At 44.9% G+C, this 13,372-nt stretch carries 9 protein-coding genes, 14 tRNA genes and 2 rRNA genes; 8 read left to right on the forward strand and 17 right to left on the reverse strand.

From position 1 onward, the window contains the following. The first annotated feature begins 142 nt into the window (after window positions 1-142). From rrf (L3V32_RS05325) to L3V32_RS05345, 5 genes are all read left to right on the forward strand, one after another. Window positions 143-259, forward strand: a 5S ribosomal RNA gene (gene rrf / locus L3V32_RS05325). Window positions 260-360: 101 nt separating this feature from the next. Next, a tRNA-Thr gene (locus tag L3V32_RS05330) sits at window positions 361-436 on the forward strand. A 56-nt stretch (window positions 437-492) separates the two neighbouring features. Continuing rightward, window positions 493-609, forward strand: a 5S ribosomal RNA gene (gene rrf, locus L3V32_RS05335). Between the two features lie 46 nt (window positions 610-655). Then, window positions 656-732 (forward strand) — tRNA-Asp (locus L3V32_RS05340). 583 nt (window positions 733-1,315) lie between these two features. Beyond that, window positions 1,316-2,752 carry an NAD-dependent succinate-semialdehyde dehydrogenase gene (locus L3V32_RS05345; RefSeq protein WP_237283949.1) on the forward strand — a complete coding sequence of 479 codons (1,437 nt, stop codon included), beginning with the start codon at window positions 1,316-1,318 and terminating at the stop codon, window positions 2,750-2,752. Window positions 2,753-3,035: 283 nt separating this feature from the next. Here L3V32_RS05345 and L3V32_RS05350 read toward each other — a convergent pair. The 16 genes from L3V32_RS05350 to mutY all read right to left on the reverse strand — a co-directional run bounded on the left by L3V32_RS05350 (window position 3,036) and on the right by mutY (window position 9,141). Further along, a tRNA-Asn gene (locus L3V32_RS05350) sits at window positions 3,036-3,111 on the reverse strand. Between the two features lie 15 nt (window positions 3,112-3,126). Continuing rightward, window positions 3,127-3,202, reverse strand: a tRNA-Thr gene (locus L3V32_RS05355). 40 nt (window positions 3,203-3,242) lie between these two features. Next, window positions 3,243-3,318 (reverse strand) — tRNA-Asn (locus L3V32_RS05360). Window positions 3,319-3,340: 22 nt separating this feature from the next. Beyond that, window positions 3,341-3,416, reverse strand: a tRNA-Thr gene (locus tag L3V32_RS05365). Window positions 3,417-3,469: 53 nt separating this feature from the next. Further along, window positions 3,470-3,545 (reverse strand) — tRNA-Phe (locus L3V32_RS05370). 233 nt (window positions 3,546-3,778) lie between these two features. After that, window positions 3,779-5,404, reverse strand: a complete 1,626-nt coding sequence (locus L3V32_RS05375) for a methyl-accepting chemotaxis protein (RefSeq protein WP_237283950.1) — start codon at window positions 5,402-5,404, stop codon at window positions 3,779-3,781. 276 nt (window positions 5,405-5,680) lie between these two features. After that, window positions 5,681-5,756, reverse strand: a tRNA-Asn gene (locus tag L3V32_RS05380). A gap of 38 nt (window positions 5,757-5,794) precedes the next feature. Further along, window positions 5,795-5,870 (reverse strand) — tRNA-Phe (locus tag L3V32_RS05385). A gap of 7 nt (window positions 5,871-5,877) precedes the next feature. Further along, window positions 5,878-5,953: transfer RNA gene (locus tag L3V32_RS05390), tRNA-Thr, on the reverse strand. Window positions 5,954-6,023: 70 nt separating this feature from the next. Then, window positions 6,024-6,099: transfer RNA gene (locus L3V32_RS05395), tRNA-Asn, on the reverse strand. Between the two features lie 54 nt (window positions 6,100-6,153). Continuing rightward, a tRNA-Phe gene (locus L3V32_RS05400) sits at window positions 6,154-6,229 on the reverse strand. 7 nt (window positions 6,230-6,236) lie between these two features. Further along, a tRNA-Thr gene (locus L3V32_RS05405) sits at window positions 6,237-6,312 on the reverse strand. Between the two features lie 66 nt (window positions 6,313-6,378). Beyond that, window positions 6,379-6,454: transfer RNA gene (locus L3V32_RS05410), tRNA-Phe, on the reverse strand. 100 nt (window positions 6,455-6,554) lie between these two features. Further along, window positions 6,555-7,694, reverse strand: coding sequence for a membrane-bound lytic murein transglycosylase MltC (gene mltC, locus L3V32_RS05415; protein WP_005393998.1), 1,140 nt, complete (start codon window positions 7,692-7,694; stop codon window positions 6,555-6,557). A gap of 78 nt (window positions 7,695-7,772) precedes the next feature. Further along, complete coding sequence (locus L3V32_RS05420) at window positions 7,773-8,045, reverse strand: oxidative damage protection protein (RefSeq protein WP_005381002.1); 273 nt, start codon at window positions 8,043-8,045, stop codon at window positions 7,773-7,775. Window positions 8,046-8,064: 19 nt separating this feature from the next. Further along, entirely contained in the window at window positions 8,065-9,141 is a 1,077-nt protein-coding gene (mutY, locus tag L3V32_RS05425) for an A/G-specific adenine glycosylase (protein WP_237283951.1), read from the reverse strand. A gap of 203 nt (window positions 9,142-9,344) precedes the next feature. On the opposite strand from mutY, the gene trmB reads away from it, so the two are divergent. The 3 genes from trmB to glsB all read left to right on the forward strand — a co-directional run bounded on the left by trmB (window position 9,345) and on the right by glsB (window position 12,129). After that, complete coding sequence (gene trmB, locus L3V32_RS05430) at window positions 9,345-10,064, forward strand: tRNA (guanosine(46)-N7)-methyltransferase TrmB (RefSeq protein ID WP_237283952.1); 720 nt, start codon at window positions 9,345-9,347, stop codon at window positions 10,062-10,064. Window positions 10,065-10,081: 17 nt separating this feature from the next. Beyond that, a complete protein-coding gene (locus L3V32_RS05435) occupies window positions 10,082-11,110 on the forward strand; it encodes a TRM11 family methyltransferase (RefSeq protein WP_237283953.1) in 1,029 nt (342 codons plus the stop codon). A 98-nt stretch (window positions 11,111-11,208) separates the two neighbouring features. Continuing rightward, complete coding sequence (gene glsB, locus L3V32_RS05440; protein ID WP_005393987.1) at window positions 11,209-12,129, forward strand: glutaminase B; 921 nt, start codon at window positions 11,209-11,211, stop codon at window positions 12,127-12,129. Window positions 12,130-12,189: 60 nt separating this feature from the next. On the opposite strand, the gene hemW is transcribed toward glsB, so the two are convergent. Continuing rightward, on the reverse strand, window positions 12,190-13,368 hold the full coding sequence (gene hemW / locus L3V32_RS05445; RefSeq protein WP_237283954.1) for a radical SAM family heme chaperone HemW: 1,179 nt from the start codon (window positions 13,366-13,368) through the stop codon (window positions 12,190-12,192). Window positions 13,369-13,372: the final 4 nt, after the last annotated feature.

Raw genomic sequence — 13,372 nt, forward strand, 5'->3', positions numbered from 1 at the left:
TGTGAGGCGTTGAGCTAACCTGTACTAATTGCCCGTGAGGCTTAACCATACAACACCCAAGGGGTTTTGATGGACTCAATGAAAGAACATTGAATGTGTAGTAACGAGAATTAAGAAACAGCTTTCCAGATTAAAGAATTTGCTTGGCGACCATAGCGTTTTGGACCCACCTGATTTCCATGCCGAACTCAGAAGTGAAACGAAATAGCGCCGATGGTAGTGTGGGGTTTCCCCATGTGAGAGTAGGACATCGCCAGGCTTTAAATTTAGTGTTCTCCTTTTTTAAAAGGTGAAGACAAAAGTTAAGAGAGCCCGTTTGTAAAAGCGGGCTTTTTTAGTCCTTACGGACACAAATAATGTGCTGATATGGCTCAGTCGGTAGAGCGCATCCTTGGTAAGGATGAGGTCCCCAGTTCGATTCTGGGTATCAGCACCATTTATTGTTTGTTTTAGACTTTAAATTAAAGCCTAAAACAAAACGTAAAGAATTTGCTTGGCGACCATAGCGTTTTGGACCCACCTGATTTCCATGCCGAACTCAGAAGTGAAACGAAATAGCGCCGATGGTAGTGTGGGGCTTCCCCATGTGAGAGTAGGACATCGCCAGGCTTTAAATTTTGGACACTTGCTGATTACAAGCGAGTGATACCACTGCGGAGTGGTAGTTCAGTTGGTTAGAATACCGGCCTGTCACGCCGGGGGTCGCGGGTTCGAGTCCCGTCCACTCCGCCACTTATATTAAGCCCCAGTCGAAAGACTGGGGCTTTTTTCGTTAATGCAAGTATATTTCTCCCTTCGATCGAATGACTCCCGCAGAAGGCCTACTCGTAGCCCGGCTCCGCTGCCACTTTTAAAAGACTAAGACTTTTGGTATCTGTAGTGCCAGTTTTCTCTGTAACCGAGTTGCACAATTCTAGTTGAACGTAATCTTGCTCATTTCTCTACAGATTCGAACCTATAGTAAATGCTGGAGACTGATGGGTTATGTCGGTAATTAGACCGATGAATCCGCATAAGCTAGCTCGCCGTCTGCACTCTGTCATTGCGTATTTCGTTAACGCTTTTCTCTAGCAAGGGGTTTCTACTGCTACTTCGCAAATACTCATCGTTCTAGTGTTCTGGATAGTCCCTAGGAGAATGGATTGCTGGAGTTTGTTACCGCTAGTCTGATTTAGTCATTGGAAGAGAATGAGCGTCTAGACTGTTAAGAGAATAAAGTCATTCGAACATTCATGTCTTTTAGAAAACTTTGTTTTCTTTGCTGATCTTGCTAGTAAAGATTAACCTAAGAGGAGTTCTCGTAGGAGTAAGTTTGATGATGCAACAAATAAAAAATGAAACCTTGAAATCCGTATTTAAACAATGGTCTTCCGAAGAGGGAATTGTGGTCATCAACCCTGCAACTGAGCAAGAGTTAGTTCGATTAAAGCCCAGTGCTCTTGAGGAATTAGATGACATTATTGGTAAGTGTAAAACCGAGCAAATTCGCTGGGGAAAGCTAAGTGCTAAAGAGCGCTCTCGTCGCTTGAAAAAGTGGTATCAATTACTCCTTGATAATGCAGAAGACATTGCCACAATTATTACCTTAGAGCAGGGGAAACCATTAACCGAGAGTAAAGGAGAGGTGATGTATGGCGCCTCTTTTGTCGAGTGGTTCTCAGAAGAAGCCAAACGTGCTTATGGCGAAGTTATACCTGCCCCCACAACAGATCGACGTCTGTCTGCTATTCGCCAGCCTGTAGGGGTATGCGCTGCAATTACGCCGTGGAACTTCCCTATTGCGATGATTACAAGAAAAGCAGCACCAGCCCTGGCGGCAGGTTGTGGTATGCTGATTAAACCCTCTGAGCTTACTCCTCTTACTGCAATTGCTGTTGTTGAATTAGCTTATCAGGCAGGAATCCCAAAAGAACTGCTTCCTGTGGTGGTATCAGAGCAGGCAGCTGAGTTTGGCCAAGTACTAAGTACTGATCCTAGGATTAAGAAAGTTTCTTTTACGGGCTCTACGCGAGTCGGGAAGATTTTGATGAAACAAGCCAGTGACTCTGTCAAAGCGGTTTCGATGGAGTTAGGTGGTAATGCACCTTTTATTGTTTTTGAAGATGCAGATTTAGATGCGGCTGCGGAAGGGCTTGTCGCTTCGAAGTTCCGTAATGCAGGGCAAACATGTGTTTGTACCAATCGTCTGTATGTTCATGAAGGTGTAAAACAAGTTTTTATTGAAAAAGTATTGTCGAAGTTAAACAAATTACAGCTTGGTAATGGTTTAGAGAAAGGTGTCACATTAGGTCCGGTTATTACGATGGCTTCTAAACATCGCCTAGAGGCAGTGATCGATCAAGCCGTACAAGAAGGAGCTTCTATTGCCAACTCTCCACAGAGACGCCCTGGGCGCTTCATGGAGCCCGTTCTTTTGGATAGCGTCAAGCAGCATATGTCGATTGTTCAGCAAGAGCTATTCGGGCCTGTGTTACCTATTATTACCTTTGAGAATGATGAACAAGTTCTCGGAATGGCGAATGACACAGAGTATGGTTTGGCTTGTTACTTCTACACGAATAACTTCAAGCGTATTGTTGCTTTCAGCGAAGGCCTGGAATACGGCATGGTTGGTGTCAATGAGGGGATTATTTCTACTGAGGTGGCCCCGTTTGGTGGAGTGAAAGAGTCAGGAGTTGGCCGAGAAGGTGCGAAACAAGGGCTCGATGAATATTTGGAGACAAAGTATATTTGTCTCGGTGGTTTAAGCTGAGTTGGTTGATTTAAGCAAAAAGCTGGGTTTTACCTGGCTTTTTTGATCTGGGAGATGTGTGCCACCCACTATGATTATTATTTATTGGTGAACATTGCTTATGGTGGGACTATCGATAGAAAGCAGAGTTGTTGGTGAGCAGATATTCCACTCTAAGTTAAGCGATGCCTTCAAGGTAATGATCTAAACTCTGATTTTCTTTCCTGAGTGACATGAGTAGAAAAGAGTTTGACTTTAAACCAATGCAAAAAAGCCGTATCAAGAGATACGGCTTTTTCTAATATGGCTCCTCCTACTGGACTCGAACCAGTGACCTGCGGATTAACAGTCCGTCGCTCTACCAACTGAGCTAAGGAGGAACAAATTTTAATAAGTGGTGCCGACTACCGGAATCGAACTGGTGACCTACTGATTACAAGTCAGTTGCTCTACCTACTGAGCTAAGTCGGCACATTTTCGTTAATAAGTAATCGACTTACTAACTGAAAAATGGCTCCTCCTACTGGACTCGAACCAGTGACCTGCGGATTAACAGTCCGTCGCTCTACCAACTGAGCTAAGGAGGAATTGTCTTTTTAAAAGAATAAATGGTGCCGACTACCGGAATCGAACTGGTGACCTACTGATTACAAGTCAGTTGCTCTACCTACTGAGCTAAGTCGGCACACTATATTCTTTAACTATTGTTCGTGCTAAGCACCAACAATTAATAAATTGTGGTGCCCGGAGGCGGAATCGAACCACCGACACGAGGATTTTCAATCCTCTGCTCTACCGACTGAGCTATCCGGGCGACGAGGTGTATTAAACGGTTTTTCGGCTCTTAGGTCAACCATAAAATTAAAATAAAATATCGTTTGATGAAAATGTGCTCGGAGTGGGCTGTTTTTATGCATTTTTGATACAAATACACCATTAACTAAGCTTTCTTTAATGGAGAGATAGGAGTTTGAAAGTAGAGTAAATGGATAAAAACAAAAAAAGCACGCTTGAAAACGTGCTTTATACTAAACAATTGACTTTAACCTAGTGCTTTACAGAGAACTTGTTTACCCAACCTTCTAGCTCATCTGCCAGCGAAGCTAAACTTTGAGTGCTTGATTGGCTCTCCGTTACCACAGAGTTGAGCTGGCTTCCGCTTTCCTCGATAAGATTGACACGCAGCGCAATATCATCGCTAACCTGAGTTTGTTCGGCTGCTGCGGTCGCGATCTGCTGACTCATTGCGGTGATAGATTCTAAAGCCGTTACAATTTGCTGCAGAGCTTCAGAGGCATTCTTAGACTCTGTTACTGTGCCCTCACTGGTTTCTGCACACACTTCCATTGTGTGAATAGCGTTGCGGGAACCTTCTTGCAGGTTGGAGATCATATGCTGAATCTCTTTGGTGCTATCTTGTGTTCGGCCTGCCAGGTTACGCACCTCGTCGGCAACAACGGCAAAGCCTCGACCTTGCTCTCCGGCACGTGCTGCTTCAATGGCAGCATTGAGTGCGAGTAAGTTTGTTTGCTCTGCAATATCGCCAATTACATCGAGCACTTTTACAATATTATTTACATCCTGATCTAGATCGGCGACCGCTTTACTTGCAGTATTTAATTGAGAAGCCAAACCTTGAATGTTTTCAACAGTACTGTGAATCAACTTCTGAGTATGCTGACTTTGTTTATCGGCTTCGTCTGTGTTGTTTGCTGTATCACTTGCCGAGTTGGCAACATGGTTGGCTGAAGATGCCATTTCAGTCATCGCAGTGGCAATCATTGCTGTTGACTGCTGCTGGGATACGGTGAGATCGGCAATCGTATTTGAGCGAGATTCTACGGCAGATAACTCAGCGCGCAGTGCGTGCATGGATTTCTCAAGGTTTGTCACCATGGTGGCTAGTGATTGACTCATATCTTGCACCGCACGATAGATACTTCCTCTCGGCGCCACTGTATCAAAACTGGTCTGAATGTCGCCTTGTGCGACAGCTTGAACGGCTTTGCGCACATCGTTTGGCTCTCCACCAAGTAGATTGAGCATCTTGCGAATCGAGATAATCAGGCCACCGAGAATACTCCCCGCGATAACTAAACACAGTACAAGCTGCCATTGGGCGGTAGCCCAGAAGCGAGCATTCACCTCATTAAAACCGATCCCTGTACCTACAACCCAGCCCCAATGTGGTGTTTTCTCGGCAATAGAGTGTTTTTCTTCAATGCTTCCGTCGGCCTGCTTTTGACTCCAAGTATATTCGACGATTTGACCTGTTTTGCGCCCCAAAACATCTAAGATAAGTTGGCCGACGCTGTTGCCATCTCCATCACGAAAGTCGTGAAAGCTTGTGCCATGTAATTGAGGGTCAAGCGGAGCTGCAACAAAAATCATGTTCTCATCTGCGACATAAACGTATTCGTTGTCTTTGTAGATATTATTACGAAGTAGGCGAGTGGCTAATGATTTCGCTTCGTCCTCTGGCATTTTGCCTTCGATAGCCATTTTTTCTACTTCGGTAAGAATGCTGTACGCACTTTTGAATAGCTCAGTAACCCGAGCTTTGTTATCAAGGTTACTTGCGACGCGAAGTGTCCATAAGCCCGTTGCGGTCAGTGCTAGGAGTGCTAACAATATGATCGCAGATAATAAATAGGCTTGAGTTTTTAGTTTCATATTTGGCTCACAAATAAAGTGTCATCACTATGCAAGGCATAGCTAAAAGAAGAAATGTAATAACTCGGGCATCTTAGTGAAGATGAATATTCGCGCATACTAATGCGTATTGAAATTATGATGAGGATTAAATTTTTATCGTAAAATAAGTATTTTTTAGAGATTGAGCTTAATATTTTGCGACGCTAGAAACAGAGAAACAGAGAAACAGAGAAAATGAAATGAGCGTAGGGCAGATGCCAAAAAGCCGCATCAAAAGATGCGGCTTTTTAAAAATGGCTCCTCCTACTGGACTCGAACCAGTGACCTGCGGATTAACAGTCCGTCGCTCTACCAACTGAGCTAAGGAGGAATTATTCGTGTATCGTGTTTAGCAATGACACCAAATAATGGTGCCTCGAGGCGGAATCGAACCACCGACACGAGGATTTTCAATCCTCTGCTCTACCGACTGAGCTATCGAGGCAAAAGAATGGTGCCGACTACCGGAATCGAACTGGTGACCTACTGATTACAAGTCAGTTGCTCTACCTACTGAGCTAAGTCGGCACACTTTATTCTTTTTAGAAGAGATGAACTCTTCGTTTTAAGAATCTCATTTTTATGAAATTCTTGAATTTGGCTCCTCCTACTGGACTCGAACCAGTGACCTGCGGATTAACAGTCCGTCGCTCTACCAACTGAGCTAAGGAGGAACTATTCTGTTTTGTGTCTTGCCAATGATTTAAATTAAGCAAGTGCACCAAATATGGTGCCTCGAGGCGGAATCGAACCACCGACACGAGGATTTTCAATCCTCTGCTCTACCGACTGAGCTATCGAGGCAAAAGAATGGTGCCGACTACCGGAATCGAACTGGTGACCTACTGATTACAAGTCAGTTGCTCTACCTACTGAGCTAAGTCGGCACACTTTATTCTTTGTGCTTTTGTCCGTGTTATAACATTTCGTTAAGACACCAACAAATCAAATTGTGGTGCCCGGAGGCGGAATCGAACCACCGACACGAGGATTTTCAATCCTCTGCTCTACCGACTGAGCTATCCGGGCAACGGAGCGCTATTAAACGGATTTTCCCGCTTTGCGTCAACCACTTTTTTTAAATAATTTCAAAAAAGTGCTTGTTCGAACGCTTTTTATTCAACTGTCACTACAAAGTTTGCTTTGAGTTAAATTCCTTTTTGAAATTTGTAACTTTTTCTAGGTAACGACGTGCTTCTGCGTTCGGGTGTTTCTTAGTTAGTGCCCAATAAACTTGGTTGGGTTGCAACGAATTAAGATCTTGCATTGCGCGTTTGCGATCGCTGCGATGGAATGTGTTTAAAACACCTCCAGTACCGCCATTGTAAGCGGAAATCATACTGTACTCGAGAGAGGTAGGGTGATGGACTTCTCTTAAATAACGATTTTTTAAAATGTAGAAATACGCAGTACCGGTATCGATGTTGTTTTCTGGATTAAACAAATATTCAGGGCTTGGCTGGCCTGAGCGCTTTTTCACGAGCTTGAATACGTCTCGACCGGCGGTTTTAGGTACAACTTGCATTAAGCCATACGCATTTGCCCAACTTACTGCGTACGGGTTGAAGCTGCTCTCGGTTTTAATAATGGCGTATATCAAATCTTCTGGAATATCGTATTTTTTGGAAGCTCGGCGCACGATATCGGCGTATTGGTAGCTGCGTGTTGAAAAATGGTCTTCAACCATGGGGATTTCGACGTAATACGCTTTCTTGAAATCAACGTCTTTGGTCTTGATCTTGTTTGCGATGAGATACTCCGCAAATCGGTTTGCCCGCCAAGACCACTGAATTGGCTTATTGTCTTGATCGACAACTTGTTTATACAGAAATGGTTGCCCTTCTAACGTGATTCCTTTTGAGGAGAACAAGTCGACGTGAGCTGGATCGTCTGGCGTGAGTAAGGTAGTGACAATCGCCTCTTTGAGGTGCTTTTGGGGCTCGGTCGGTGATACGGTTTCAATCGTGATCACGCCTTTGCGAAAGTCGACTTCGGCACGGCTAAGGTAGTTATCGATATATTTGACGTAATTACTTTTGCCTGCGTACTTAATTTCTTTTTTACCCCAGCGCTTTTGAATATTACCAGAGAAACTATTGATCAGGGCATCCAACGCGGCGGTATCTTTTTCAAATTGTCCAGGTAGCTCAGCTAAGTTATTGGCAAAACGGTTTGTGGGCTCGTAGTTGACGTCATAAATCTTTTCGACGAATTCACGGCTACAGCCAGCCATTAAAAGTGCGGCAGCAATAAAGACAATTTTTTTCATAAGTATCAGGGCTATTGAAGGTAATAGAAAAATGACACCACAAGTGGTTGTGATGTCATTGTTTTAACTCAAGCAACTTTATTCGCTCGGCGGTGTGTAGCCTTCGATATGAACGTCTTTTCCTTCAAAGAGGAAGTTTACCATTTCTGTTTCGATCAGTTTTCGGTGCTCTGGATCCATCATGTTGAGTTTCTTTTCGTTGATCAACATGGTTTGTTTGTGTTGCCACTGAGCCCACGCTTCTTTCGAGATGTTGTCGAAAATGCGTTTACCTAGTTCACCAGGGTAAAGTTGAAAGTCTAGACCTTCGCCTTCTTTTTTTAGTCGAGCACAAAATACAGTGCGGCTCATAATGACTCCTTGTATTCAATTAACGAAGTTCGTGGGGTAGCGCTTCCAGCAATAGTTTTACTGGCGCGGCTAAACCGACTTCTTCAGGTTTAGATAAGTTATACCAAAGACCTTTGTTGCCTTCCATTATCACGTCCGGTTGCTTTGATAAATCAATCAAAATTGGCGTGATATCTAGGTGGTAATGGCTGAATGTATGACGAAAGGTAATCAGTGTTTGCTGCTGCTTGATATTGCTGGCTTGAATGCCACGTTGATCCAGTAGCAATTCAATGTCGCTTTCTACATCCACATGTTCGGTTTGTGGGAAGCAAAATAAGCCACCCCAAATGCCTGTTTGTGGTCTTTGTTCTAACCACACCTCATGACCATTTTCGGTGTTGTGGTGAAGCATTACAAAACGAGTTTGCTTGATTGGCTTGTCTTTTTTCGGTTTTTTACTCGGGTAGTCGAGCACATTGCCTTGTTGTTTTGCCACACACAGATCCGCAACAGGGCAGAGGCTACATTTGGGTTTGCTGCGTGTGCAGACCATCGCGCCCATGTCCATCATTGCCTGGTTATACTTATCTACGTCCGTTTGTGGGGTATGCGTTTCGGCAATTTCCCACAGCTGGTTTTCAACCTTTTTTTGTCCTGGCCATCCTTCGACTGCGAAACAGCGGGATAGGGTGCGCTTCACGTTGCCATCAAGAATCGCATGTGGTTGTTTATACACAGACGATAAAACGGCGGCTGCGGTAGAGCGGCCAATCCCCGGTAAGGCGTTCATTTTCTCTATATCAAGAGGAAACTCACCATTGTATGTAGAGGCGACCTCTTGTGCTGCTTTGTGAAGGTTACGAGCTCGGGCGTAATACCCTAAGCCAGTCCAAAGGTGCAGGACTTCATCTTGCTCAGCATTGGCAAGATCGAGCACGGTTGGAAAACGCTCTAAGAAACGTTGGTAATACGGAATAACCGTAGTGACCTGAGTTTGCTGAAGCATGATTTCAGACAACCAGACACTGTATGCGGTCTTATTTTGTTGCCACGGAAGATCTTTTCTTCCATATGCGTCATACCATTCTAGGATGGCACTGGCGAAAGGTGTCACGACTTGCTCTGTATTCTATTATTGGTTAGGTGCAAAATTGCACCACATAATGGGCAAGAAGTACAACGGATAAACAGTAGGGATATAAAGATGTGTGCTATTGCTTTTGGGCTGCCATAGGCCAAGAGCTCAACAAATACTTGCACCTCAGTAAATTCTTTGGATAATCCCCGCTTTGATTAATCAATGTGCAGGCAAAATCAATGAGTGAAGTAACCACTAACGAATACAACGAAGACGGAAAGCTGATCCGCAAAATCCGCAGCTTTGTGCGCCGTGAAGGGCGTTTGACTAAAGGTCAAGAGAGCGCGATGAATGAATGCTGGCCAACGATGGGTATTGACTTCAAAGCTGAACTTCTCGATTGGAAAGAAGTGTTTGGTAACGACAACCCCGTTGTACTAGAGATCGGTTTTGGTATGGGTGCTTCATTGGTTGAAATGGCAAAGAATGCACCAGAGAAGAACTTCATTGGTATCGAAGTACACAGCCCGGGTGTTGGTGCTTGTCTAGCGGATGCGCGTGAGGCGGGAGTTACTAACCTGCGTGTGATGTGCCATGACGCAGTGGAAGTGTTTGAGCATATGATTCCAAACGGCAGCTTATCGACACTGCAGTTGTTCTTCCCAGACCCTTGGCACAAGAAACGTCACCACAAGCGTCGCATCGTTCAATTAGGTTTTGCTGAAATGGTTCGTGAGAAGCTGATCCCTAATGAAGGTATTTTCCACATGGCGACAGACTGGGAAAACTACGCAGAGCACATGATTGAAGTTATGAACCAAGCACCAGGTTTCGAAAACATTGCTAAAGATGGTAATTTCGTTCCTCGTCCAGACGACCGTCCTTTAACGAAGTTTGAAGCTCGTGGTCACCGTCTTGGTCACGGTGTGTGGGATATCAAATATAAGCGTATCGCGTAACTAGAGGAGTTCATGGGATGTACCATTACGCGATATTAGCGAATCCGGGTCATAACCGAATTTACTTTGATAGCGCAATGACCATTGCCTGTTCAGAGCTAAAAGCAATTTTAGCTTCACAAGGCGTGGATGTGACAGAAATTGGTAGTAAAGAGGTTGGCTTACCTGCTGCGTTGGTGTTTTCTTGTCAGGAAGCTCTAAGCGATGAGCAGACGCGAAGAATCGCAGCCTCTTCGATTTACTATGCACTATTTGAAGTGCGCGAAGATGGTTTACTTCGACCAATTCAAGCGCCAGCGTTCAATACTTTCCCGGAAAGCATGAGTCAGATTCTGCGTTATACCGGTAAAACAAACGAGCAGTTTACTCGCTTGATGGTGAATATCGGCATTAGTGCATCCAATACGGGAAGTGAGCAGCTGACCTTAATGGATCCAATGTGTGGTAAAGGTACAACCTTGTTTGAAGGCTTGATCCATGGTTTGAACGTAGTGGGGGTAGAGATCAATGCCAAGTGGGTGCAAGAGATCCAGACCTTTATCGTTAAGTTCATGAAGAATGGCCGCTTTAAGCACAAAGTGAGCAAAGAAAAGCGCACTGCGGGTGGCAAGAAAGTGGCGGATGGTTTCGTGGTTGAAGCTGCAGCAAATAAAGAAGATTACAACCAAGGCAATCTTCAGTTTATGAAGCTGTATTCGGCTGATACTCGTATCGCTGATCAAGTCGTGAAAAAGAACTCAGTTGATGTGATGGTGTCTGACTTGCCTTACGGCGTGCAGCACGGCAGCAAAAATGCCAAGGACAGCAAACTGAACCGTAGTCCACTAGAGCTTTTAAAAGAGGCTCTGCCTGCATGGAAAGTGGTATTGAAAAAACAAGGTTCAGTGGTGTTGTCTTTCAATGAATTTACATTGAAATGGAAAGATGTCGCGGCATTATTTGAAGAGCAAGGTTGGAAGGTACTTTCAGGAGAGCCTTACATCGGTTATCTTCACCGTGTTGATCAATCTATCAACCGCAATATTATTGTGGCAGTAAAACCATAATCGACTTGAGTCGAACGAACCCTATGGAAAAGCCAACGACACGTTGGCTTTTTTTACCTCTGAGCTCAACGAGTTCTCTTGTAAATAGAAGGTAGAGAATGAAACCGACAGTGGAAATTTTGACAGATATTTTGGCGGAAGTGCGCCCTTTAATCGGCCAAGGCAAAGTGGCTGATTACATTCCTGCTCTGGCAAAAGTACCCAGCAACAAGTTAGGTATTGCGGTATACACCAACGAAGGTGAGGTTATTAAGGCGGGCGATGCCGATGAACCTTTCTCTATCCAATCTATTTCAAAAGCATTGAGCTTGACGTTAGCGATGTGCTTGTACAAGCAAGAAGAAATTTGGTCTCGAGTGGGAAAAGAGCCTTCGGGGCAGGCATTTAATTCGCTAATCCAGCTAGAAATGGAGCAAGGTATTCCTCGCAATCCTTTTATTAATGCTGGAGCGATAGTTGTGGCGGATCTGTTGCAAACTCGCTTATCTGCACCTCGTCAGCGCCTATTGGAATTTGTACGTCAGCTTTCTGGTGATACTCATATTGTGTATGACAAAGTCGTCGCGGCATCCGAAATGATGCATGGTGATCGGAATGCGGCGATTGCATATCTCATGCGCTCGTTTGGTAACTTCGAAAATGAAGTAATTCCAGTGCTGCAAAACTACTTCCACGCTTGTGCACTGAAGATGAGCTGTGTCGACTTGGCTAAAACGTTTAGCTATTTGGCAAATAAGGGCACATCGGTACAAACGGGTAAGCCCGTTGTTTCTCCCGTGCAAACCAAACAACTTAATGCACTGTTAGCAACGTGTGGCCTGTATGATGGCGCGGGCGAATTTGCTTATCGTGTTGGCATGCCTGGTAAGTCTGGTGTCGGTGGTGGCATTATCGCGGTAGTACCTGGCGAAATGACCATTGCAGTATGGTCTCCAGAGCTTGACCCTTCAGGTAACTCCCTTGCTGGTACTAAGGCGCTTGAATTGCTATCGGAGCGAATTGGCCGTTCGATTTTCTAATGTTGAAGGTTCTATATAAAAAGCCTCTCAATTGAGAGGCTTTTTTGTTTTTGGGCTGCGTTACTCTTCGCTTTCTTCGGCCATAAAGGCTTCGAGCAAGTCATTAAGGAAGAGCTTCCCTTTTTCAGTAATTTGCCAATGAGTGGCGGTTTCACTCAAGTAGCCCATTTCTAACGCCCAATCAATAGTTTCTTGAATCGTACTGAGCGGCAAGCCTGTGGTGTCCACGTAATCTTGCTTCGGGCATGCTTCCATTAAGCGGAATCGGTTCATAAAGAACTCGAATGGACGGTCTTCATCCGCGACGACATGTTCTGTATGCAGATAAGGTTTGACCATATTTTGATAAGCCGCTAAATAGCCACGCGGGTGTTTTACCTTTGTCGTTCGAATAATACGCCCGTCGGTAAAACTGAGTTTGCCATGAGAGCCACAACCAATACCAAGGTAATCGCCAAAGCGCCAGTAGTTGAGGTTGTGCTGACACTGATAGCCCGGCTTGCTGTAACCCGAGATTTCATATTGCACATAACCCGCGGCTGAAAGTTTTTGGTGTCCGAGCTCGAAAATATCCCACAAGTCATCATCGTCAGGTAGCGTTGGTGGCTTGTAGTAGAACATGGTGTTTGGTTCGATGGTCAGCTGATACCAAGACAGGTGCGGCGGTGCCAACTCAATCGCTTTGTCCAAATCTGCCAAGGCTTGTTCGATGCTTTGATCTGGTAAGCCGTGCATGAGATCGAGGTTAAAGCTGTTCAAACCGATTTGGTGCGCCAGCTTAGCAGCATTGACGGCTTCGTCTTGGCCGTGAATGCGCCCCAAACGCTCAAGCTTCTGTTGCTCAAAGCTTTGCACGCCGATAGAGATACGCGTTACACCAGCTTTGCGGTAGCCAACAAAACGCTCTGCTTCGATGGTGCCTGGGTTCGCTTCCATGGTGATCTCAATTTCTGGCTTAAACGGAATACGCGCTTCAATGCCCTTAAGTAGACGCTCGATGCCTTCTGCCGAAATCAAACTCGGCGTACCACCACCAATGAAGATTGAATGCAGTGGACGTGGCGCTTCGTTAAGGCGGTATTTCTGAATGTCAGTATCCAAATCTTCTAGAAGGGCACTGATGTACTCTTCTTCTGGAATCTCGGTTTTGAGCGCGTGAGAGTTAAAGTCGCAATACGGGCACTTTTGTACACACCAAGGGATGTGTACATACAAGCTGAGTGCTGGGGGCGTTAACATGGTC

It is taken from the genome of Vibrio sp. J2-4 (assembly GCF_021728155.1).
Taxonomy (GTDB): domain Bacteria; phylum Pseudomonadota; class Gammaproteobacteria; order Enterobacterales; family Vibrionaceae; genus Vibrio; species Vibrio diabolicus.